Here is a 22,298-nt window from a genome sequence, read left to right as displayed (position 1 = left end):
TCGTGGAGAGAGTCAGCGCAAAATCCCATCCAGCGCCGGCAGCCCAAAAACAACCGCCATTGCGATCAGCGCGTAGCAGATGCCGCGAAACACCTTTTCGCTGGCGCGGCCGAATAGCGAGGCGCCGAATGCGACGCCGATGGCGTAGACCGGACCGACGATGAGCGAGAGCACCAGCGATTCGCGGCTGATCAGGCCTGTCGTCGCGTAACTGACCATCGAGAAGAAGTCCGACGCGCCGAAGAACAGCAGGATGTTGGCGCGCGCGACGATCGACGCGATTGGGCGGCCGAGCCAATAGCCGACGATCGGAGGCCCGCCGGTCTGCGCCAGCCCGCTGCAGAAGCCCGAGAGGCCGCCGATGCCGACCGAGAGCCAGGCGTGGTCCTTGCCGCGATAGCACCAGCCCGACAGCAGCAGCAGCAACAGCGCGGCGACGAAGCAGGAGATGATCCAGCGCGTGGTGACGGGCTCGAGCACGTTGAGCAAATAGGTGCCGATGGGCACGCCGATCAGCGCGCCCAGCACGATCACGGCGGTGGCCTTGCGGTCGGCTTTGCGCCACGCGTCGGGCAGCAGCGGCACCGCCGCGACGAAATCGATCACGAGCAGCAAGGCGGCAACGAGCCGCGGCGCCGCGATGCTGCTCGCCAGCGGCATGAAGATCAGCGCCGAGCCGAAGCCGGAAAAGCCGCGCGCGGTACCAGAGACGAAGGCGACGGCGCAGAGCGCCATCGCAATGGTGAGGCTGACGTCCTTCGGGAGGAAGTCGGTGAGGCTCATGCTCAGTGATTTTGGAGCATGATGTCGTCCGAAAACCGCGTCACATTTTTCGGCATCATGCTCTCAGCGTGCCGCCGGTCTTCTTCGTCACCTCCGCCACGACCTTCGCGGCGACAGCCTCGATCTCCTGGTCGGTCAAGGTCTTCTCGCGCGGCTGGATCGTCACCGCGATCGCGATCGACTTCTTGCCGTCATCGATGCCCTTGCCCTCGTAGACGTCAAACACGTTGACGCCGGTGATCAGCTTCTTGTCGACGCCTAGCGCGGCGCGCACGATGTCGGCGGCCTTCACGGTGCGGTCGACGATGAAGGCGAAGTCGCGCGTAACAGGCTGGAAGGCCGGCAGCTCGATCACGGGCTTGGCGCGGGTCGGCTTCTTCTTGGCCTCGGGGATGCGGTCGAGGATCACCTCGAACACCATCAGCGGACCGTCGGCGCCGAGCGCTTCCAGTGCGCGCGGATGCATCTCGCCGAAATAGCCGAGCACGTTCTGCGGGCCGATCTGGATCGTGCCGGAACGGCCCGGATGCAGCCAGCCGGGACCGCCGGCCACGATCTGAAGCGCCTGCATCGGCGCGCCGCTCGCGGCCAGCACCGCCAGCGCATCGGCCTTGGCGTCGAACACGTCAGCCTGCACCGAGCCCGACCAGTGCCGTCCCAGGCCTTCCGAGGAGGCAAAGCCGCGGCGCACGCCGCTTGCCGCCATGAACTGATCCTGCGGCCGATCGCCCTTGAACAGCTGGCCGACCTCGAACAGCGCGACATCGCCGAAGCCCCGATCGGCATTGGCCTGCGCCGCCGCGATCAGGCCGGCCAAAAGGGTCGGGCGCATGTCGGACAGGTCCGAGGCGATCGGGTTGGCCACTTCCAGCTCGCGCTGGCCGCCGCCGAACAGTTTTGCCGCAGACTTCGTGATGAACGACCACGTCACCGCTTCGATGATGCCGCGGCTCGCGAGCGCACGCCTGGCGCGGCGGGTGCGAAGCTGGAGCGGCGTCAGCACCGGTTTGCGCGCATCATCGCCGCGCTCGAACGGCGTCATCGGCACCTTGTCGACGCCGAAGATGCGGACGATCTCCTCGACGATGTCGGCCTTGCCGTGCACGTCGGAGCGCCACGACGGCACCGCGACCTTCACCACCGGGCCCGGGCCCGCCATCATGAAGCCGAGATGAGTCAGGATGCGCTTCATCTCCGCTTGCGGCACCTCGATGCCGGAGAGACGCTTGACCTCGGTCACCGGAAAATCGATGACGCGGTCATCGCCAAAGGCCTTGCCGACCACGACGTTCTCGGACGGCGCGCCGCCGCACATCTCCATCACCAGCCTGGTCGCGAGCTCCAGCCCCGGCACCATGAAGGCCGGATCGACGCCGCGCTCGAAGCGGTAGCGCGCGTCCGAATTGATGCCGAGCTTGCGGCCGGTCTGGGCGATGTTGATCTCGTTCCACAGCGCCGATTCGATCAGCACGTCGGTGGTGTTCTCGTCGCAGCCGGAGGCCTCGCCGCCCATGATGCCGGCGAGCGATTCGACGCCGTGCTCATCCGCGATCACGCAGGTCGCGGAATCGAGGTTGTAGGTGCGGCCGTCGAGCGCGAGCAGCGTCTCGCCGTCGCGGGCGCGGCGTACCACGAGATTGCCCTTCACCTTCCTGGCGTCGAACACGTGCAGCGGCCGCGCGCGGTCGTAGGTCATGAAGTTGGTGATGTCGACCAGCGCGTTGATCGGTCGCAGCCCAATCGCGGTCAGCCGTTTCTGCAGCCATTCCGGCGACGGGCCGTTCCTCACGCCGCGCACGAGGCGCAGCGCGAAGCCCGGACACAGCGTCGCGTCCTCGACCGTGACCTTCACCGGGCAGGGGAATTCGCCCTTGATCGGCTTGATCGTCGGATCCTTGAACTTGCCCATGTCGGCGGCGGCGAGGTCGCGCGCGATGCCGTGCACGCCGGTGCAGTCCTGCCGGTTCGGCGTCAGGTTGATCTCGACCACGGGATCGCCGAGCGCGGCCCATTCGGCGTAAGCAGCGCCGATCGGCGCGTCCGCCGGCAATTCCATGATGCCGTCATGGTCGTTGGAGATCTGCAGCTCGGCCGCCGAGCACAGCATGCCGCGGCTCTCGACGCCGCGGATGGTGCCGACGCCCAGCGTGATGTCCTTGCCGGGAATGTAGGTGCCGGGGGCTGAGAACACGCTGACGAGGCCCGCGCGCGCGTTCGGCGCGCCGCACACGACCTGCACCGGCGCGCCGCCGTCGCCGGTGTCGACCATGCAGACGCGCAGGCGATCCGCATTCGGATGCTGCTCGGCCGAGATCACCTTCGCAATGGTGAAAGGCTTCAGCGCCTTCGCCTTGTCCTCGATGTTCTCGACCTCGAGCCCGATCATGGTGAGCTTCTCGGCGAGCTTGTCCAGCGGCTCGTCGGTGTCGAGATGGTCCTTTAGCCAGGAGAGCGTGAATTTCATGGTGCCGTTCCTAGAAAACCTCGATCAGGCGAAAGCGTTCGCACATGAGCATCATGTCTTCGCGAAATTTGCCTTGCCGACCGAAATAGTTGCGATGCGCGTTGCGCCAGTAGTCGAGACTGCGATCACCTTCGCCTTCGTCGAAGGCAAAGGCTGCATCGACCTCGCCGAAGCGGCGATAGCTCACCTCGGTCGATTCGATGATGCAGCGTGGCTCTCCGCGTCCGTCGAGCACGATCCAGCGTTCGCCCGGCGTCGAGGTGTTGGGCTCGTCCTCGGTGCTGCATGTCGCGGTCTTGACGCCCCGGATCACGAGATCGAGCAACTCGTCGGCCAGAGCCGGTCCGTCGCCGAAGGCGAACGACCGCAGGCCGCGATATTGCTCCGGGACGGCGCTCAGGTTCACGTGCTCAATCCCCCCGCGAGCGTCGGGACTTCCAGCGGCTTGAAGCCGTAATGGGACAGCCAGCGGACGTCGCTGTCGAACAGCTGGCGCAGGTCGGCGATGCCGTATTTCAGCATGGCGATGCGGTCGATGCCCATGCCCCAGGCAAAGCCCTGGTACTCGTCGGGATCGATGCCGCAAGCGCGCAGCACGTTCGGATGCACCATGCCGCAGCCGAGAATCTCGAGCCAGTCCTCACCCTCGCCGAAGCGGATCTCGCCCTTGTCGCGGCGGCACTGGATATCGACTTCCAGCGACGGCTCGGTGAACGGGAAGAACGACGGGCGGAAGCGCATGTTGATGTGGTCGACCTCGAAGAACGCCTTGCAGAACTCGTGCAGGATCCATTTGAGGTGGCCGAGATGCGAGTGCTTGTCGATGACGAGGCCTTCGACCTGGTGGAATTGCGGCGTGTGGGTCGCGTCCGAATCGATGCGATAGGTGCGGCCCGGGCAGATCACGCGGATCGGCGGCTTCTGGCTCAGCATGGTGCGCACCTGCACCGGCGAGGTGTGGGTCCGCAGCAGCATGCGCGAGCCGTCTTCCTTCGGATGGAAGAAGAAGGTGTCGTGCATCTCGCGCGCGGGATGGCCTTCCGGGAAGTTCAGCTTGGTGAAGTTGTAGTCGTCGGTCTCGATATCGGGACCTTCGGCGACCGAGAAGCCCATGTCGGCGAAGATCGTGGTCAGCTCGTCCCAGACCTGGCTCAGCGGATGGATGCGGCCGGCCTCCGCCTGTGCGTCACGCAGCGGCAGCGTCACGTCGATGGTTTCGGACGCGAGCCGCGCATCGAGCGCCGCCGACTTCAAGACGTCGCGCTTTGCTGCGAGCGCCTCGGTGACCTTGTCCTTGGCCTGGTTGATCGCGGCGCCCTGCGTCTTGCGCTCGTCCGGCGACATCTTGCCGAGCGTGGCAAGCAGCGCGGAGATCGAGCCCTTCTTGCCGAGGGCTGCGACGCGCACCGCTTCGAGGGCGGCTTCGTCGCCGGCGGCGGCGATCTGATCGAGGATGGACGTTTCGAGCGTTGCGAGGTCGGACACAGTCAAATCCTTGCTGCTAAATTCGGCTGGGTTGTCGCCGCCAGAAGGCCGTAACGTCAAGCGAAAAGCCGGTCATTTCGGGCTCAGGAACGGCTGGGTTGAACTTCGCGCGGGGGCCCGGCACCAAGGGGATACGAGGAGGCTTCGTGATGCTCTCAAGGTCCTGCCTGGCCATTCTGGCCGTCGTTCTATCGGTCGCCGGCACCCCGGCACGCGCCATGGTCTGCATGGAGAAGTCCATGACGCTGGATGAGGTCGTCGACACCATCAACGCCCAGAAGGGCTGCGAAAGCGCGATGAAGGTGTTTCAGGATTGCCAACTGACCGCGAGCGGCGATGTCCAGCTCGGCGCCGCCGTCGAGAAGAAGTGCGAGGCGGACTTCATGCCCGGCCTCAACGCTGCGCAGAAACAGGCCTACCAGCGCGAGATGCGCGTCTGTGACCGAAAGTACCGGAATAAATCCGGCACCATGTATCTATCGTTCGCGGCATTCTGCCGGGCGGAGGTCGCCCAGCGTTACTCGCAACGCGCGCTGAAGGCTGCGGGCCCCAACAATCGTTAGTCAAGAAGGCCCGCCAGCGAGAGACCTCAGGCCGCGAGAGCAGCCTTGGCCTTCTCGGCGATCGCCTGGAACGACGCGGGCTCGTTGATCGCGAGATCCGACAGCACCTTGCGGTCCACGGTGATACCCGACTTGGCGAGACCGTCGATAAATCGGCTGTAGGTCAGGCCGAACGGACGCACAGCGGCGTTGAGGCGCTGGATCCAGAGCGCACGGAACGTCCGCTTCTTGCGCTTGCGGTCGCGGAAGGCGTACTGCTGAGCCTTCTCGACGGCCGGCTTGGCGGCGCGGATGGTGTTCTTGCGGCGGCCGTAGAAGCCCTTGGCGGCCTTGTAGACTTTCTTGTGCTTGGCGTGGGCGGTCACACCGCGTTTGACGCGAGACATGACAAAAATCCTTCAGAGATGACTTGGTTTTCGGATCGCCGCGCGAGGCGCGGCCGAGGGGGCAGTGATCGTGGACGCGATCAGGCGTTCGGCAAGAAGTACTTCTTGACGTTGTCGCCGTCGGTCTTGAACAGCACGCGGGTGCCGCGGAGCTGACGGATCTGCTTCTTCGTCCGCTTGATCATGCCGTGACGCTTGCCGCGCTGGGCGTGCATCACTTTGCCGGTGGCAGTCACCTTGAAGCGCTTTTTAGCGCCCGATTTGGTCTTCAGCTTGGGCATTTGGCTCTCCTAATGGCCACAGAAACCCGCCCGCGAAGGCGGCTGGCCGTCAAAAATGCTCGTTAGAGCGTTGATTGTGCTCAGGTTTCTACGAACAAGCGCGAAACCCGCACGGACACCGCCACGGCAGCCCTTAATCAGCCGGGCGATGAAGGCTGGGCTTATGCCAGAGCGGAAGCCAATTGGCAACGATGAACCGCCGAAACCCGCCCGCCGACTATCCGGAGTTGCCACCCCTCATGTCCAAGCCGTGTCGCCCGGAGACAGGACCAAAATGGCCCATTTCCCCCAATTTGTCCCGCAATTTACTCGCCCGCGCCGCCTGGCGCTGCTTGCCGTGCTCGCCGCCGCGCTGCCGTCCATCGCCGATGCCCGCGTCGGCCGCTATGACGGCATCTGGAACGTCACCTTCGCCACCACCCGCGGCAATTGCGGCTCGGGCTACAGCGTCCCCTTCACCGTGACCGGCAGCCGCGTCTCGTCCGCCGGCGGCGGCCGGGTCTCGGGCCGGGTCAAGCGCTCCGGCACTGTGGCGGTCCATGTCTCGGTCGGCGCGTCCCATGCCAGCGGCGGCGGCCAGCTTGCCGGCGTGAACGGCTCCGGCTCGTGGCGCGGCATCATTTCCGGCGACCGCTGTAGCGGCACCTGGCAGGCGATGCGGACATAGCTGTCGCGAAGAAAACGGTCTGCTCTCTCCCCCGCAAGCGGGCGAGGTGAAAAAACAAAACGGCCCGCCGGACAATCCGGACGGGCCGTCGAACTCTCTCGTCCTGAACAGCTGGCGTCAGCGCGGCGCCAGCACCATGACCACCTGACGGCCTTCGAACCGCGCGTCCTGCTCGACCTTGGCGAGCTCGGCGACGTCGGTCTTGATCTTGTCCAGAAGCTTGGTGCCGATCTCCTGGTGCGCCATTTCGCGGCCGCGATAGCGCAGCGTGATCTTGACCTTGTCGCCCTCTTCGAAGAACCGCTGCATCGCGCGCATCTTCACGTCGTAATCATGATCGTCGATCATCGGGCGGAGCTTGATCTCCTTGATCTCGACGGTCTTCTGCCGCTTGCGGGCTTCGGCGGCTTTCTTCTGAGCGGAATACTTGTACTTCCCGTAGTCCATGATCTTGCAGACGGGAGGGCTGGTATTCGGCGAAATCTCGACCAGATCCATGCCAGCTTCCTGGGCCATCTTGATGGCGACGACGGTCTCGACCGTGCCTTTGTTGTCACCGGTCTGATCGATCAGCTGGATTTGCGCATTGCGAATATCATCATTGATGCGCGGCCCGTCTTTGCTGGCAGCGGGCGGAGCTTTATTAGGACGGCGAATGGGTGGTTCTCCAAAGTTGTGAAAGACGCGGCTATTTTGAAGGAAGATGCGTTTGCCGGCAAGCAAGTCGCGTACGCGAAGCGAAAAACCGTTAAATGCGAGGCATTTTGGTCACGCCTGGCGGCACGCTGACCGACATAGACACCTTGCCTCTGTTCCGCAAGCGTCCCAAAGGGCCAATACCGATATCCGGCGCTGCCACGGAACACGCCCAGACAGCTCAAACCGCACAGCCAGAGTAAACGTTCCATGACCAATGCAATTCCCGATGCCGTGCTCGATTTCATCGATGTGGGCGAGGGCGCGTCCGCGCGCAGGATCGCGGTGCGCCGCCGCGCCGGAGACGGCCCCGGCCTCGTTTGGCTCGGCGGGTTCAAATCGGACATGCAGGGCAGCAAGGCCGTGGCGCTGGACGCCTGGGCCAGCGACCACGGCCGCGCCGCGGTCCGGTTCGACTATTCCGGCCACGGCGAATCTGGCGGCGATTTCGCCGACGGAACCATCGGGCGCTGGCTGGAGGAGAGCGTCGCGGTGTTCGAGCGGTTCTGCGACGGCCCGCAGATCCTGATCGGCTCCTCCATGGGCGGCTGGATGGCGCTGCTGCTCGCGCGCGAGATCAGGAAGCGCCAAGAGAACCAGCAGGAGAATCAGCAGGAGAACCAGCAAGCCAAGGCGTCGCTCGCCGGCCTCGTGCTGATCGCGCCGGCGCCCGACTTCACCGAGGAGCTGATGTGGAAGAATTTTCCGGCTGCAGTGAAGAAGGAGATCGAGACCAAGGGCGTCTGGCTGCGGCCATCCGAGTATGGCGACGGCTCGCCCTATCCGATCACGCGGAATCTGATCGAGGAGGGCCGCAGCCATCTCGTGCTCGGCAGCGCCATCGATCTCGGCTGCCCCGTCCGCATCCTGCAAGGCGCGCAGGACCCTGACGTGCCCTGGCAGCACGCGTTCGCGCTGACGCACCGCTTGCCGGCCGACGACGTCGTGCTGACCATGATCCAGGACGGCGACCACCGCCTGTCGCGCCCGCAGGACATCGCGCGCATTCTTGCCGCAGTGGCCGAGATCGGGTGAGTGTCTCTAAGCGCGCGGTGTCATCGTCCGCGAAGGCGGACGATCCAGTATTCCAGAGGCAGCTCTGCTTGAGCCGAGAAGCCGCGGCGTACTGGATGCCCCGCCGGAGCCTGTCATCGGGCTCGCCGAAGGCGAGACCCGGTGGCGGGGCATGACCGAGAATGGGAGAAACGCCGATGACCACCACCGCCATGCTGCGCGCCTTCTGCGATGCCGTCGAGCAGCGCAACGGCCGCGCGTTTTCCGACCTCTTCACCGAAGACGGCGTCTATCACGATGTCTTCTACGGCGCGTTCGAAGGCCGCGAGAAGATCGCCGCCATGATCAACGACTGGTTCTATCGCACGGCGACCGATTTCCGCTGGGACATGCATGATCCCGTCACCAACGGCACCACGCTCTATGCGCGCTACACGTTCAGCTATCGCTCGACGCTCCCCGAGGCGAACGGCGCGCGGGCGATGTTCGAGGGCGTTGCGATCATGACGCTGAAGGACGGCAAGATCGCTGGCTATCACGAGGTCGCCAACACCGCGCCGGCGTTTGTCGATTTGAAGTTTGCGCCTGATAGGATTGCCAAGATCGTCGCCAAGCAGGGCGCGGCGCTCAAGGCGCGGCCGGAGATGAAGCGGCATCTGGCGTAGCCGCGCCGCTCTCTCCTCCCGTCATTCCGGGGCGCGCCTCTTAGCGCGAGCCCGGAATCCATTCCACCTCTCGGCTTGCGGCCCGATGGATTCCGGGTCTGCGCCTGACGGCGCATCCCGGAATGACAAAGTGGAGAGACCTCGCGTCTTTACCGCTTCGCCGGATTCGCCATCGGCTTGCGCTGCGCCAGCGCGGCGACGGTGGCCGTGCCGATCGGGCCCTGTTCGTCGTAGAGCCAGCATTCGCCGATCGCGACACCGTCGGTGGCTTGGTGGTTCACCACGTCGAAGCCGATCCAGCTCGTCACCGGCAGGCGGTGCAGATAGATCGTCACGTCGCTGTTGATGTAGCCGAGCCCCTTGTCGCCGGCGTTCGCAAATGGGCTGGCGAAATCGGCGCCGGTGGCGACATGGACGAACGGCGTCATCGGTACGCCTGCAACGAGCTCGCGCACCTCGCTCATCCAGAGCCGGCGCGGACCGAGCGAGCCCATATGGCCGACGATCGGCCGCGTCGTCCATTTGCCGTTCATGCCGAGCCTGGGATCGGTCGGCTTGGGGATATCGGCCGGCTTCGGCACGTCCCAGTTCGGCGGCGACCAGACATTGCCGTCGGGATTCTGCGTTTTGCGCAGCAACTGGCAGGAGGCGCGCGCCATGCTGACGCCGCCGGAGACAAATTCCGCCTCGACCACGCGGATGCGCATTCCATCGCGCACCAGCCGCGTCGTCACTTCGATCGGCTTGTCGATCGTCGGCAGCCGAAACATATCGACGGTGAGCCGCGCCGGCACGAATTCGGGGCCGGAATGGCGCTCCTCGATGGCGAAGCCGAGCAGGCCGACGATGACGCGTCCGTGCAGCGATTTCGGATCCCACGGGCCATTGGCAACTTCCGTCGGACGGAAAGTATCGCCGTCGCGGGTGAAGAAAGGCATGTTTGTCATGGCGCGCGACCTTGAAGGAACGCGCGGGGAAATCAAGTCTAGGAAACGGCCTGCCACTCCTCACGCACATTCTCGTCGTGCTCGTTGCCTATCGCGACGGATCTCATCGCCTCGAACTCCTCGCGCGGCACCAACTGCCCCAGCGCCCACACCGCCGCGCCACGCACCAATGCGCTCTCATCCCCCAGCAATCGCCGCGCCTCCTCCGCGAGCGCCACCTCGCCCGAGTTGCCGATCGCGATCAGCACGTTGCGCAAGAAGCGGTCGCGGCCGATGCGCTTGACGGGCGACTTCGTGAACAGCGCACGAAACGCCGCAACATCGAGCCGCGCCAATTCGGCGAGGCCCGGCGCGCGCAGCTCGTCGCGCGCGGCGAGCTTGGCCTCGCGTCCCGCTTGCGCAAACTTGTTCCAGGGGCAGGCGGCAAGGCAATCGTCGCAGCCATAGATGCGGTTGCCGATGGCCTTGCGAAATTCGCGGGGGATCGCTCCCTTGTTCTCGATGGTGAGATACGAGATGCAGCGGCGCGCATCGAGCTTGTAGGGCGCCGGAAATGCCGCGGTCGGGCAGATGTCGAGACAGGCCTGGCACGAGCCGCAATGATCGATCTCGGCAGCGTCGCGCGGCAAGTCGAGCGTGGTGTAGATCGCGCCGAGAAACAGCCATGAGCCGAACTCGCGCGAGACGAGATTGGTGTGCTTGCCCTGCCAGCCCAGATGCGCGGCCTGCGCCAGCGGCTTCTCCATCACCGCGGCGGTGTCGACGAACACCTTCACGTCCGACGGCGCGGTCGCGACCAGCCAGCGCGCCAGCGCCTTCAGGCGCTTCTTGATCAAATCGTGATAGTCGTCGCCCTGCGCATAGACCGAGATCGCCGCGCGTGTGCGCTGCTCGAGGATCGCGAGCGGATCGGCGTCGGGACCGTAATTGACGCCGAGCATGATGACACTGCGCACGTCCTGCCACAGCCCGCGCGGATCGACGCGGCGCTCCGGCTGCGCCGCGAGCCAGTCCATGTCGCCATGGCCGCCCGAGGCGATGAATTCGAGGAAATGCTTTCCGGCAGTCTCGATCGTGCCTGGTGCGGTGATGCCGACGCAGTCGAAGCCGAGCGCGCGCGCCTGCTCCTCGAATGCAGCACGCAGCCGATCCATGTCGGTGGCAGATTTGATCGCTATTGTATCCACGCTCGTCATGGCCGGGCCTGTCCCGGCCATCCACGTCTTTGCGTTGCGCTCATAAGAAAAGAAGGAACGTGGATGCCCGCGACAAGCGCGGGCATGACGATCCTCATCAGAAATCCAGGTCCACATAGGTCCGCGACGCCGGCACGCCCGCGAGCCATTCGCTCAGCAGCGGGCGGAACGACGGGCGGGATTTCACCCGCGCGTACCACGCCTTTGCTGCGTCGTCCTCGCTCCATGGCACGTCGCCCAGATAGTCGATCGCCGAGAGGTGCGCCGCGGCGGCGAGATCCGCGTAGGTGAGCCGGTCGCCGGCGAGGAAGTTACGCGTCTGCGCCAGCCAGCCGATATAGGCCAGATGATAGCGCACATTCGCCTTGGCCGCGCGCATCACGTCGGCCGAAGGCGCACCGCCGCCGTTGTCCTCGCTCATGAAGCGCTTGTAGATCCGCTCGGTGACGAGAGGGTGCGAGACCTCCTCGAAGAACTTCTCGTTGAACCAGGCCATCAGCCGGCGCACCTCGACGCGCTCGCCAAGCGTCTCCGGCATCAGACGCTTGGCTCCCATCCCGGCGCCATAGGCCTCGTCGACATATTCGGCGATGATCGCCGCGCCCGGTATCGGCGGCTGTTCCTCGTCCACCAGGACCGGCGTGGTGCCGGCGGCATTGAGCAGCAGGAATGCCTCGCGCCGTTCCCAGCTGCGCTCTTCGACCAGCTTCAGGTCGAGCCCGTATTCGCCCACGATCAGACGGATGAAGCGCGAATGCGGACAGAACGGATGATGAAACAGCGTAAACATGAAGCCTTTGACTATTTGATGGTGCTTAAGAATCCATCAATGTTTGTGCGGCGCCACACTAGTCCTTCAAAACCGCGAAGCAAGAGCGTGATGATCGTATTTTGCGATTGCAGCATGGGGACGAATAGGCGAGAAGAACCCCGCTTTTCCAGCGGAAATGGACCGTAAATATGTCAGATGCAATACGGGCAGTGATCCTCGGCATCATCGAGGGTGTGACCGAGTTCCTTCCCGTTTCCTCGACCGGCCACCTGCTGCTTGCGGAGCGCTTCTTTCATCTCGGCGAAGGCGCCTTCTGGGATTCGTTTACGGTTCTGATCCAGTTAGGTGCGATCCTCGCGATCGTCGGGCTCTACTTCAAGAAGCTCTGGGACGTCGTGATCGGCTTCTTCACGGGCGACACCTATTCGCGCCGTTTCGTGATCGGCGTGCTGGTGGCGTTCCTGCCGGCTGTCGTGGTCGGCCTCGTCGCCGGCAAATACATCAAGAGCGTGCTGTTCAATCCGTGGGTCGTGTGCTTCACGCTGATCGTCGGCGGCGCCATCCTGCTCTGGGTCGACAAGCTCGACCTCAAGCCGCGCGAGCATGACGCCACCAAGTTTCCGCTGCTGATGTATCTCTACATCGGCATCGCGCAGTGCGTGGCGATGATCCCGGGCGTGTCGCGCTCCGGCGCCAGCATCGTCGCCGCCATGCTGCTCGGTGCGGACAAGCGCGCGGCGGCGGAGTTCTCGTTCTTCCTCGCGATCCCCACCATGATCGGCGCGTTCGCCTACGACTTCTACAAGAACCGCTCCGAGATGACGATGGACCACATGGGCATCGTCGCGATCGGCTTCGTGGTGTCGTTCGTCACCGCGGTGATCGTGGTGAAGACGTTTTTGACATACGTCACCCGCCACGGCTTCGTGGTGTTCGCCTGGTGGCGCGTCATCGTCGGCACGCTCGGCCTGATCGCGCTGGCGTTGGGGCGCTGACGTCCGAAGACGTCGACGCGCCAAGACGCGGAAATTCCGGCGATTGTGGGATTCGCACTGCGGCCACGGCGGCGGTGCACTCCCTCGCCCCGTTCTTACGGGGCCGCGACGAGCTTCGCTCGCGCTGAGAGGGTTGGGGTGAGGGCCTCTTACCATACGTGAGATCGCGGTGGGACCTGTACCCCCTCACCCGGATCGCAAGGGCGACATAGCCGAAGCGCAGCTTCGGCGTTTCTTCAGGACGGCCGCCGGGCGGCCTATGCCTCTCCCCGCAAGCGAGGAGAGGTGAAAAAGAGCCTCAAATGCTCATGCGCTGGAACTGCCCGGCGGCGCGGAAGCGCCAGAGATATTGCGGAGCGATCGCCTCCAGCGAATCCGCTGTGATGCCGAGGCCTTCCAGCGTCAGCCCAGCCGCCTTCGCCGCATCCGACACGACATTGTCGCGCTCGAGCAGCGTGACCTGGTCGGGCGTCAGCTTGAACGCACCGGGCGCGAATTGCAGGAAGTTGGCCTGGAAGCGAGCAAGTCCGAACGGCAGCGGCACCAGCATCGGCTTGCGAGCGGTGATCTCGAGGATGGCCTCGATGATCTCGCGCATGGTCAGCACCTCCGGCCCGCCGAGCTCGTAGGTCGCGCCCGCCTTGGCCTTGCCGTCGACCGCATCCGCGATCGCGGTGGCGACATCGCCGACATAGACCGGCTGCATCCGGGTCCTCTCGCCGATCAGCGGCAGCACCGGCGACATCCGGGCCAGCGCCGCAAAGCGGTTGGTGAACTGGTCCTCGGGGCCGAACATCACGGAGGGACGGAAGATCGTGGCCGACGGCACCGCGGCCAAGACCGCCGCCTCGCCGGCCGCCTTGGCCTTGGCATAGCGCGAGGGCGATTCCGCGTCGGCGCCGATCGCCGAGACATGCACCAGGCGGGCCCCGGCTGCGGCCGCCGCCTTGGCGACGGTCTCGGCGCCCTTGGCCTGGACCGCGTCGAAGCTCTGTTTGCCACTTTCGGTGAGGATGCCGACCAAATTGATCACGACATCCGAATCACGCAGCGCCGCCTCGACCGAGGCCGGGTAGCGCAGATTGGCCTGCACCACATGGACCTGCCCGACCTTGCCGGAGGGCTGGAGGTATCCAGCCAGTTCCGGCCGCCGCACCGCGACCCGGACCCGGTAATCGCGCTTGCACAGCGCCCGGACGACATTCCGGCCCAAAAACCCCGATCCGCCGAAAACCGTGACGAGAGTTTCCAGATTCGATGCCATGGGGATCTATTCCTGAGGGAGAGTGCGCCTGACGAGGCTTGTATCGGGCCGGTTTGCGATGCGCAATCCGCATCCCTACTCATGATTTGACAAGCGCGTCACCGAACCTTAGTAACCGCCTCCGTGCCCCAAACCGGCATGCCCAGGTGGTGGAATTGGTAGACGCGCTGGCTTCAGGTGCCAGTGGCTTAACGGCCGTGAAGGTTCGAGTCCTTTCCTGGGCACCACCAACTTCTTGATGTGAAGCAATTCCAAGAAGTTATGCCCTTTCAGAGTGTTGCATCGGCCCCGACTGTGTAACAATGGGGCGTAACATTGCTGTTCAGGGTTGTTCGGCTGATGCGCCGGGACGGGTCTCGCTTTCCACTTTCGTGCAGCGCATTCCGGCTGACGTCCGGCGCAAAGCAGTCGGTGTAGAACTCGCGATTCCGCTCGGTGATGGCTTCGTTTTCGTGACGCCCAGCGAGGGCGCTCAGGCCGTCCGCTTCTCCCTCCGCACCGCAGAGCCCAGCGAGATAAAGACGCGTCAGGCGCCGGCAGCATAGACGTACTTTGGCTCCTCCCGCTCGCCGAAAATCTCGGAGCCCCTTCGATATCTAGACTCGCCGCCGCAGAACACCCGCTCGCCAGCAAGGTGTCAGTCAATCGGCCCAACGGCGGAAAGTCGCCAGTCCGCTTATTCAATCGTCTGGTCGGCACGAGTCGACATGTTGATTCAAATCAATGGTCATCCCGACGCTTCGGGATCAGCTGCCGCGGATGCCACCTCATCCTCACGGGAGACGAGCATGCGGATGTTGGCTGTCGCTGCTGTCATGAGCCTGACGCCGGTTACGGCCTTCGCCGCCTCCGAGTGTCGGGTCACCGGTCATCCGTCCGCGTTTGGCGTCGACATGACGGCCTACTTCGCGGTCAGGTCGGGCGAAACGTGCAATTTCCCGATGCGAATTCCGGGAGCGATGCACAGCTCGGGCGTTTCGCAGAAGCCTGCGCACGGGACGCTCAGACAGATCAACGTAACGACGTTCAGGTACACCGCGGCATCCGGTTACAAGGGCAACGATACGTTCGCCATCTATGGTGAAGGAAAGGGTCCATACGGGTCAGGCAGATCGGTCATGACGGTGAATGCAACGATCGAATAGGAGCGGCAAACGAACCGTCCGAGGCCGTTGGGCAGGCCCCTCTCAGACCACCCTTTTCCCCGCCCGCTCCGCCACCGCCTTCTGCACAAAATACATCGCGACCAGCGAGACGATCGCCGATGCGACGACGACGTAGCCGATCCGGTCGAAATGGATCAGCGAGCCGTCAGGCGCTTGCGCGATGATCGCGCCGGCGAGCGCCGAACCGAGCCCGCCGGAGAGCTGCTGGAGCGAGGCGCTGATCGCGCTGAACGAGCCGCGCTGGCTGGGGTCGGGGATCGCCGACATCAGCGCCTGCGACGGGATCATGCGCGAGAAGATGCCGACGAACATCAGGACGTTGACGAGGATCGCGGTCGCGAGCGAGACGTGGCCGAGATGGGTGTAGATCAGCACCATGATCACCGACACCACGCTGCCGAAGACAAACGTCGGGTATTTGCCGAACGCGTCGCTCGCCCTGCCGACCAGCGGCCCCGTGACGATGCTGAACAGGCCGGAGACGAGATAGATCGTCGGCAGATGCAGCATGTCGATGCCGAGATTGTTCACGGTGTAGGCGCTGGAGAACGGCATCAGCATGTACCCGCCCGTCGCCAGCAATGTCGTCACCGCGAAGGCCAGCGTGTAGCGCGGCTGCCCGACGGTCGCGATCAGATGGTGGAATGGGTTCTTGTCCTGCTTCAGCCGCAGATGCGCGTCGACCGGCTCCATGGCGAAGGCGATGATGGCGATCGCCACGATCGACAGGCCGACGATCGCAGCGAAGCAGACATGCCAGTTCCAGTGATTGGCGAGAAACAGCCCGGCCGGAATGCCGAGCACCTGGCTCGCGGCGAACGCCGTCTGGACGAATCCCATCACGCGGCCGCGCAAGTGCAACGGAAACAGGTCGGTGATGATGGCAAGCACGACCGAGCCGATCACGCCGCCGAACAATCCGGTCACGATCCTGCCGAGCAGCAGCACGTGGTAGGTCTGCGCCATTGCGCAGAGCAGGGTCCCGAGCGTGAAGCCGACATAGAAGAACAGCAACAGGCGCTTGCGATCGAAGCGATCGGCAAAGCCGGCGGCCAAAATACCCGATAGTCCCGCGCTGAACGCGTAGGCCGACACCGCGACGCCGAATTGGGTGGCCGTGATGTCGAGCGCGGGCATCAGGATGGCGCCGAGCGGCGACATGATGATGAAGTCGAGAATGATCGTGAACTGCGTGAACGCGAGCAGCGCGATGAGGAGGGACTGGTAGCGCGAAAAGCCGCGCGGGCGGTCCTGTTGATCGTCGATAGGCGCAGCGAGCGTCTGTTCGGTCATGACATCCTATTGGTGGCGAGCGGGCAAGGGCGCGGGGGGACCGGCAACAGATGGGGTGGGCCGGGACGATTTTCACGGGGCGCATGACGCAAGTTCTGCCGCACCATGAAGCTCGCGCCGGGTTGTGGGATCCATGCAACAGCCCGGGGGGCTAGAAACCGTCCACCTCCGTTCGCAACCTCGATCGGGTGCCGCGCACCTGCCGCGAGATGCACGGCGGCGATCCGCCCGGGCCTGGGAGGCGTGACCGCGGTTGCGCGGACGGCCCGCAATGGCTACATCGCGGGCCATCCGAATTAGCCTATTGTGTCGACAGACCGATTCGACCCGAGGTTTTGAAACGCCATGACCGTACGCCTGCACCGCGGCGACCTGCCCGACCTGTCCCGCTACACCGGAGCGGTGGCGATCGACACCGAGACCATGGGGCTGAACCCGCACCGGGACCGGCTCTGCGTGGTGCAGCTCTCGCCCGGTGACGGCAGCGCCGACGTCGTGCAGATCCCCAAGGGCCACACCGACGCGCCGAACCTGAAGGCGCTCTTGGCCAATCCCGCCATCACGAAGATCTTCCACTTCGCGCGGTTCGACATCGCCGTGCTGTACCAGAGCTTCGGCGTCATGACCGGGCCGATCTACTGCACCAAGATCGCCTCCCGCCTGACCCGCACCTATACCGACCGCCATGGCCTCAAGGACCTCGTGCGCGAGGTGCTCAATGTCGACCTTTCCAAGCAGCAGCAATCCAGCGACTGGGGCTCCGACAGCCTGACCGAGCCGCAGCTCGCCTATGCCGCCTCCGACGTGCTGCACCTCCATGCCCTGCGCGAGCGGCTCGACGCCATGCTGGTGCGGGAGGGACGCACGGCGCTGGCCAAGGCCTGTTTCGACTTCCTGCCGACCCGCGCCTTGCTCGACCTCCAGGGTTGGCAGGAAGAGGACATTTTCGCGCATTCCTGACACCTCAACCGGCGGCTAGGTTGGGCCAATCGCCCCGTTTCGGACACTTTCGTATCGGCCTGTCCGAGGCTGCATATTCAGGCGGCGCCGGGTACAATGGCGTGCACTTGACCGGACAAGGCGAGCGACACCTCAGGAGCTCAGGTGAATTCGGCCCAGAATCCCACCTACGACGCCGCGCTTGCGGCGAAGTTTGCCAGCGCGGCGCGCCACAGCCGCCTGGTGCGGATTCTGCGCGTCGCGGTCCCGGGTGCGGTGCTGTTGTCCCTGGCCGCCATCGTCGGCGTCTCGGTCTTCAATCCATTTCGCATGCTGATGCCGAAGCTGCCGCTCGATTCCGGAAACATGGTGGTGTCGGGCACCAAGATCACGATGGAATCGCCGCATATGTCCGGCTTCACGCCGGACCAGCGGCCCTACGAGCTCTGGGCCAAGACGGCAACGCAGGACATCACCGACCCCGACCATGTCGACCTCAAGGACTTGCGTGCGAAAGTGCTGATGGAGGATCAGTCGACCCTGTTCCTCGATGCCCGCACCGGCCGCTTCGACAACAAGCAGCAGCAGCTCGACCTGCACAAGGACATCTTCCTGCGCACCTCGACCGGCTATGAGGCGCGGCTGAACTCCGCCTTCGTCGACATGAACAAGGGCACGGTCTCGTCGGACGAACGCGTCGACGTCAAGCTGACCAACGGCACGCTGACGGCGGATCGGCTGCGCATCACGGAAGGCGGCGATCTCATCCGCTTCGAGGGCAATGTGGTGATGCATCTGGACAAGCTTGATGACCCCGCCGTTGCTCAGCCTGCGCCGGCCGAGCCGCCGCCGCCGGTGAAGACACGTACGCCGCAGAACAAGTCCGCCAATTCGAAGTGATTTTCATGATCAGGTTTTTTCCGCGCAACGACAGCGAATGGTGCGCCGTCATCGGTGCGGCCGCGTTGGCCGTCGGCGTCGCGCTGATTGCAACGGGCGCGGCCATCGCACAGAGCACGATGCAAGGCGTGCCGAACGCGATGCAGGGCTTCTCGCAGAACCGCGATCAGCCGATCCAGATCGAGGCCGCTTCGCTCGAGATGCGCGACAAGAAGAAGGAAGCCACCTTCGCCGGCAACGTGAAGGTCGTGCAGGGCGACACCACCATGACCTCGAAGACGCTGGTGGTGTTCTACGAATCCGGCGGCGACAAGCCCGCCACGCCGCAGCCTGCGGCCAAGGGGGCGAAGGCGGCGCCGATGCAGTCGGCGACGCCGGGCCCGGGCGGCAGCTCCTCGATCAAGCGGCTGGAGGCGCGCGGCAATGTCGTGGTCACCCAGAAGGACCAGGTGGTCACCGGCGACACCGCCGTGTTCGACACCAAGACCAACCTCATCACCATGCTCGGCGGCACGGGCCAGGTGGTCCTGACGCAGTGCAAGAATGTGCTGCGCGGCGACCGTCTGATGGTCGACATGACGACGGGCGTGTCGCGTGTGGAATCCGACAATGGCAGGGTGCAGGCCCTGCTGCCGCAGGGCGGCGGCAATGATTGTGGCCAGGGCGGGCAGGGCGGCAAGCCCGGTGCGGCGTCGCCCCTGCAATTGCCCGGCGCAACTAAACCGAAGCAAACTCAATAGCTTGTGTCGGACGCTCCCGATCCGAGGTTGAAGCTTGCCCGGCGAGACTGTATCTAGCGCGCAGGGCTTTCGAAGCGGGGTCCGCCGCTTATCGGGCGTGTTTCACTGGGCATGAGACATCCCTTCACTCATGTTGCGCCGGTCAATCGCAAGGCCGGTGCGGCAGCTCGCGCGAAGACCGCGCAAGAAACTGCGCTAGGCTAGAAGGCGGGGATGGTCGATCTTTTCAGCATGTTCCGTCGGCGCCCCGCCAAGCGCGGCCGGCCAGGATTTGCACGTCAGGACATCACCGCGCTCGGTGACGGCGTCGGCGGGCTGGTGGCCAGCCCGGTGCGGGATGCGCCGCCGATCGCCCGGGACCAGCCGCTGCACGCGCCCGACCACTTTCAAGGCGATTATCAAGCCGACTTCCCGGCCGACTATCAAGCCGAGCCGCCGCGGGCCCAGGCGGTCCACCCCGTCAGGGCCGCCGGCAGGCCGAACGGCGCCGGCGGGCCGCAGCTTCTGAAGCGGCCGGGCTTCCTGGCTGTGCATAGCGTGGAAAAGGCCTTCGGCAGCCGCCAGGTGGTGCGCGGCGTCAGCATCTATGTGCGCCGGGGCGAGGCGGTCGGCCTGCTCGGCCCGAACGGCGCCGGCAAGACCACCGTGTTCTACATGATCACCGGCCTGATCAAGGCCGATCGCGGCGCGATCGAGCTCGACGGCCACGACGTCACCAAGCTGCCGATGTATCAGCGCGCGCGGCTCGGCATCGGCTATCTGCCGCAGGAAGCCTCGATCTTCCGCGGCCTCACCGTCGAGCAGAACATCCGCGCCGTGCTCGAAGTGGTCGAGCCCTCGCGCAAGAAGCGCGAGCAGCAGCTCGACTCGCTGCTCGACGAATTCAACATCACGCGCCTGCGCAAATCGCCGTCGATCGCGCTGTCCGGCGGCGAGCGGCGCCGCGTCGAGATCGCGCGCGCGCTGGCGACGCGTCCGAACTACATGCTGCTCGACGAGCCCTTCGCCGGCATCGATCCGATCGCAGTCGGCGACATTCAGGATCTCGTCCGCCATCTCACCAATCGCGGCATCGGTGTGCTCATCACCGACCACAATGTGCGCGAGACTCTCGGCCTCACCGATCGTGCCTATATCGTCTATGCCGGGGAAATCTTGACCGAGGGCAGCCCGGATGAGATCGTCGCCGATCCGGACGTTCGCCGCCTTTACCTTGGCGAGGAATTCCGCCTCTAGCCTTTTTTTGCGTTACGTCAAGACGTGTACATCAGGCTCAGACTAGGGTAAGCAAAAATCGGACCAACTTTTTGGGATCGGTTCTTGCTTCATGGCGCTCACGCAGAGATTAGAGTTCCGGCAATCGCAGTCGCTGGTCATGACGCCGCAGCTGATGCAGGCGATCAAGCTGCTGCAATTGTCCAATCTCGATCTCACGACCTTCGTGGAAGAGGAACTCGAGCGTAATCCGCTGCTGGAACGGGCCAATGACGAGGCCCCCGGCGGGGAGGCTCCGGCCGAGGCCGGCCAGTTCAGCGATTCCGACGGCGGCCACAACGACGAGCCCGGCGGCGGTCCGGGCGAGGCGTTCGAGCCGGGCCAGGAAGAATGGATGAGCAAGGATCTCGGCACTCGCGCCGAGATCGAGCAGACCCTGGACACGGGTCTCGACAACGTCTTCTCCGAGGAGCCGGCCGAGGCCGCGGCGCGCAACGCCCAGGACGCGGCGCCGACCACCTATACGGAATGGGGCGGCGGCGCCTCCGGCGACGAGGACTACAATCTCGAGGCGTTCGTCGCCGCCGAGGTCACGCTCGGCGACCATCTCGCCGAGCAGCTCTCGGTCGCATTCACCGCACCCGCGCAGCGCATGATCGGCCAGTACCTGATCGATCTCGTCGACGAGGCCGGCTATCTGCCGCCGGATCTCGGCCAGGCCGCCGAGCGGCTTGGCGCCTCGCAGCAGGACGTCGACGACGTCCTGGCCGTGCTGCAAAAATTCGATCCGCCCGGCGTCTGCGCGCGCAACTTGAGCGAATGCCTGGCGATCCAGCTCCGCGAGCTCGACCGCTACGATCCCGCGATGCAGGCGCTGGTCGAGCATCTCGATCTCCTCGCCAAGCGCGACATCGCGGGCTTGCGCAAGGTTTGCGGCGTCGACGACGAGGACATCGCCGACATGATCGGCGAGATCCGCCGTCTCAACCCCAAGCCCGGCATGAAGTTCGGCTCGGCGCGTTTGCAGACCATGGTGCCCGATGTCTATGTCCGTCCGGGTCCTGATGGCGGCTGGCATGTCGAGCTCAACAGCGACACCTTGCCGCGTGTGCTGGTCAACCAGACCTACTATTCCGAGCTGTCGAAGAAGATCGGCAAGGACGGCGACAAGTCCTATTTCACCGACGCGCTCCAGAACGCCACCTGGCTCGTGCGTGCGCTCGACCAGCGCGCCCGCACCATCCTGAAAGTTGCAACCGAGATCGTGCGCCAGCAGGACGGCTTCTTCACCCACGGCGTCGCGCATCTGCGGCCGCTGAATCTGAAGGCCGTCGCCGACGCCATCCAGATGCATGAATCCACGGTGTCGCGCGTCACCGCCAACAAATACATGGCGACCAATCGCGGAACGTTCGAGCTGAAATATTTCTTCACCGCCTCGATCGCCTCGGCCGACGGCGGCGAGGCGCATTCGGCCGAAGCCGTGCGCCACCACATCAAGCAGCTGATCGATTCGGAAGAGCCGGCCGCGATCCTGTCGGATGATACCATCGTGGAACGGTTACGCGCCTCGGGCATTGATATTGCCCGCCGCACGGTCGCGAAGTACCGCGAAGCCATGCGCATTCCTTCCTCGGTGCAACGCCGCCGCGACAAGCAGAGCGCTCTTGGTAACGTCCTCTCTACCGCGATGTCCGATCGCTCCCGCAACCCCGAGCCGGCCTGATTGCGCTGGCGCCAAATCGCGCTACTCTCGACCTCCCATCGAGACCGATCCATGCGTGCGCATGATCCGGACCCGGAGGGCCGCGCTGGCGCAAAATGTGCAGCGGTTTTCCGCATGGATCACGCGCAGACAAGAACCTAA

23 protein-coding genes and 1 tRNA gene are annotated in these 22,298 nt (G+C 64.7%); 12 read left to right on the top strand and 12 right to left on the bottom strand.

The genetic code is table 11. The annotated features are described in order from the left end of the window. Nucleotides 1-12: 12 nt before the first annotated feature. From XI09_RS24790 to pheS, 4 genes are read right to left on the bottom strand one after another with little or no spacing between them, the layout of a single operon-like run. Nucleotides 13-783, bottom strand: a complete 771-nt coding sequence (locus XI09_RS24790) for a sulfite exporter TauE/SafE family protein (protein ID WP_271569177.1) — start codon at nt 781-783, stop codon at nt 13-15. 55 nt (nt 784-838) lie between these two features. Continuing rightward, a complete protein-coding gene (pheT, locus tag XI09_RS24785) occupies nt 839-3,247 on the bottom strand; it encodes a phenylalanine--tRNA ligase subunit beta (protein ID WP_271569176.1) in 2,409 nt (802 codons plus the stop codon). A 10-nt stretch (nt 3,248-3,257) separates the two neighbouring features. Further along, nucleotides 3,258-3,647 (bottom strand): ASCH domain-containing protein, encoded by a 390-nt coding sequence (locus tag XI09_RS24780; protein ID WP_135178726.1) that lies wholly within the window; start codon nt 3,645-3,647, stop codon nt 3,258-3,260. Nucleotides 3,648-3,649: 2 nt separating this feature from the next. Then, on the bottom strand, nt 3,650-4,732 hold the full coding sequence (gene pheS / locus XI09_RS24775) for a phenylalanine--tRNA ligase subunit alpha (protein ID WP_271569175.1): 1,083 nt from the start codon (nt 4,730-4,732) through the stop codon (nt 3,650-3,652). Between the two features lie 149 nt (nt 4,733-4,881). On the opposite strand from pheS, the gene XI09_RS24770 reads away from it, so the two are divergent. Beyond that, complete coding sequence (locus tag XI09_RS24770; protein ID WP_271569174.1) at nt 4,882-5,295, top strand: hypothetical protein; 414 nt, start codon at nt 4,882-4,884, stop codon at nt 5,293-5,295. 26 nt (nt 5,296-5,321) lie between these two features. Here the strand turns inward: XI09_RS24770 and rplT are convergent, their stop codons facing one another. Further along, a complete protein-coding gene (rplT, locus tag XI09_RS24765; RefSeq protein WP_011083533.1) occupies nt 5,322-5,681 on the bottom strand; it encodes a 50S ribosomal protein L20 in 360 nt (119 codons plus the stop codon). Nucleotides 5,682-5,761: 80 nt separating this feature from the next. After that, nucleotides 5,762-5,962, bottom strand: coding sequence for a 50S ribosomal protein L35 (rpmI, locus tag XI09_RS24760; RefSeq protein ID WP_008539890.1), 201 nt, complete (start codon nt 5,960-5,962; stop codon nt 5,762-5,764). A 274-nt stretch (nt 5,963-6,236) separates the two neighbouring features. On the opposite strand from rpmI, the gene XI09_RS24755 reads away from it, so the two are divergent. Further along, a complete protein-coding gene (locus tag XI09_RS24755; protein WP_271569173.1) occupies nt 6,237-6,629 on the top strand; it encodes a hypothetical protein in 393 nt (130 codons plus the stop codon). A 117-nt stretch (nt 6,630-6,746) separates the two neighbouring features. On the opposite strand, the gene infC is transcribed toward XI09_RS24755, so the two are convergent. Then, nucleotides 6,747-7,286 (bottom strand): translation initiation factor IF-3, encoded by a 540-nt coding sequence (gene infC / locus XI09_RS24750; RefSeq protein WP_011083535.1) that lies wholly within the window; start codon nt 7,284-7,286, stop codon nt 6,747-6,749. 249 nt (nt 7,287-7,535) lie between these two features. Between infC and XI09_RS24745 the strand changes: the two genes are divergently transcribed. Together XI09_RS24745 and XI09_RS24740 are read left to right on the top strand one after the other, a co-directional pair. Beyond that, nucleotides 7,536-8,360, top strand: a complete 825-nt coding sequence (locus XI09_RS24745) for an alpha/beta hydrolase (RefSeq protein ID WP_271569172.1) — start codon at nt 7,536-7,538, stop codon at nt 8,358-8,360. 176 nt (nt 8,361-8,536) lie between these two features. Then, on the top strand, nt 8,537-9,004 hold the full coding sequence (locus XI09_RS24740) for a nuclear transport factor 2 family protein (RefSeq protein WP_271569171.1): 468 nt from the start codon (nt 8,537-8,539) through the stop codon (nt 9,002-9,004). A 149-nt stretch (nt 9,005-9,153) separates the two neighbouring features. Here the strand turns inward: XI09_RS24740 and XI09_RS24735 are convergent, their stop codons facing one another. The 3 genes from XI09_RS24735 to XI09_RS24725 all read right to left on the bottom strand — a co-directional run bounded on the left by XI09_RS24735 (nt 9,154) and on the right by XI09_RS24725 (nt 11,937). After that, a complete protein-coding gene (locus tag XI09_RS24735; protein ID WP_271569170.1) occupies nt 9,154-9,951 on the bottom strand; it encodes an acyl-CoA thioesterase domain-containing protein in 798 nt (265 codons plus the stop codon). A gap of 38 nt (nt 9,952-9,989) precedes the next feature. Then, complete coding sequence (gene queG / locus XI09_RS24730; RefSeq protein WP_271569181.1) at nt 9,990-11,105, bottom strand: tRNA epoxyqueuosine(34) reductase QueG; 1,116 nt, start codon at nt 11,103-11,105, stop codon at nt 9,990-9,992. 139 nt (nt 11,106-11,244) lie between these two features. After that, complete coding sequence (locus tag XI09_RS24725) at nt 11,245-11,937, bottom strand: glutathione S-transferase family protein (RefSeq protein ID WP_271569169.1); 693 nt, start codon at nt 11,935-11,937, stop codon at nt 11,245-11,247. A 170-nt stretch (nt 11,938-12,107) separates the two neighbouring features. Between XI09_RS24725 and XI09_RS24720 the strand changes: the two genes are divergently transcribed. Beyond that, entirely contained in the window at nt 12,108-12,914 is an 807-nt protein-coding gene (locus tag XI09_RS24720) for an undecaprenyl-diphosphate phosphatase (protein ID WP_271569168.1), read from the top strand. A gap of 298 nt (nt 12,915-13,212) precedes the next feature. On the opposite strand, the gene XI09_RS24715 is transcribed toward XI09_RS24720, so the two are convergent. Further along, entirely contained in the window at nt 13,213-14,178 is a 966-nt protein-coding gene (locus XI09_RS24715) for a complex I NDUFA9 subunit family protein (RefSeq protein ID WP_271569167.1), read from the bottom strand. Between the two features lie 140 nt (nt 14,179-14,318). Here XI09_RS24715 and XI09_RS24710 point away from each other — a divergent pair. Then, nucleotides 14,319-14,405: transfer RNA gene (locus XI09_RS24710), tRNA-Leu, on the top strand. 480 nt (nt 14,406-14,885) lie between these two features. Further along, nucleotides 14,886-15,323: a hypothetical protein gene (locus XI09_RS24705; protein ID WP_271569166.1), complete on the top strand. Its 438-nt coding sequence runs from the start codon at nt 14,886-14,888 to the stop codon at nt 15,321-15,323. Nucleotides 15,324-15,365: 42 nt separating this feature from the next. Here the strand turns inward: XI09_RS24705 and XI09_RS24700 are convergent, their stop codons facing one another. Further along, nucleotides 15,366-16,637 (bottom strand): MFS transporter, encoded by a 1,272-nt coding sequence (locus tag XI09_RS24700; protein ID WP_271569165.1) that lies wholly within the window; start codon nt 16,635-16,637, stop codon nt 15,366-15,368. 345 nt (nt 16,638-16,982) lie between these two features. Here XI09_RS24700 and XI09_RS24695 point away from each other — a divergent pair, with 345 nt between their 5' ends. From XI09_RS24695 to rpoN, 5 genes are all read left to right on the top strand, one after another. Beyond that, nucleotides 16,983-17,597, top strand: a complete 615-nt coding sequence (locus XI09_RS24695; protein WP_271569164.1) for a ribonuclease D — start codon at nt 16,983-16,985, stop codon at nt 17,595-17,597. 144 nt (nt 17,598-17,741) lie between these two features. Continuing rightward, nucleotides 17,742-18,476: an LPS export ABC transporter periplasmic protein LptC gene (gene lptC, locus XI09_RS24690; protein WP_271569163.1), complete on the top strand. Its 735-nt coding sequence runs from the start codon at nt 17,742-17,744 to the stop codon at nt 18,474-18,476. Nucleotides 18,477-18,481: 5 nt separating this feature from the next. Next, nucleotides 18,482-19,216 (top strand): LptA/OstA family protein, encoded by a 735-nt coding sequence (locus XI09_RS24685; protein WP_271569162.1) that lies wholly within the window; start codon nt 18,482-18,484, stop codon nt 19,214-19,216. 213 nt (nt 19,217-19,429) lie between these two features. Further along, a complete protein-coding gene (gene lptB, locus XI09_RS24680; protein WP_271569161.1) occupies nt 19,430-20,452 on the top strand; it encodes an LPS export ABC transporter ATP-binding protein in 1,023 nt (340 codons plus the stop codon). Between the two features lie 91 nt (nt 20,453-20,543). Further along, a complete protein-coding gene (gene rpoN, locus XI09_RS24675; protein WP_271569160.1) occupies nt 20,544-22,157 on the top strand; it encodes an RNA polymerase factor sigma-54 in 1,614 nt (537 codons plus the stop codon). Nucleotides 22,158-22,298: the final 141 nt, after the last annotated feature.

Source organism: Bradyrhizobium sp. CCBAU 11386, from assembly GCF_028128955.1.
In the GTDB taxonomy this organism is placed as follows: Bacteria; Pseudomonadota; Alphaproteobacteria; order Rhizobiales; family Xanthobacteraceae; genus Bradyrhizobium.
This window is presented reverse-complemented; position numbering and strand designations above follow the sequence as displayed.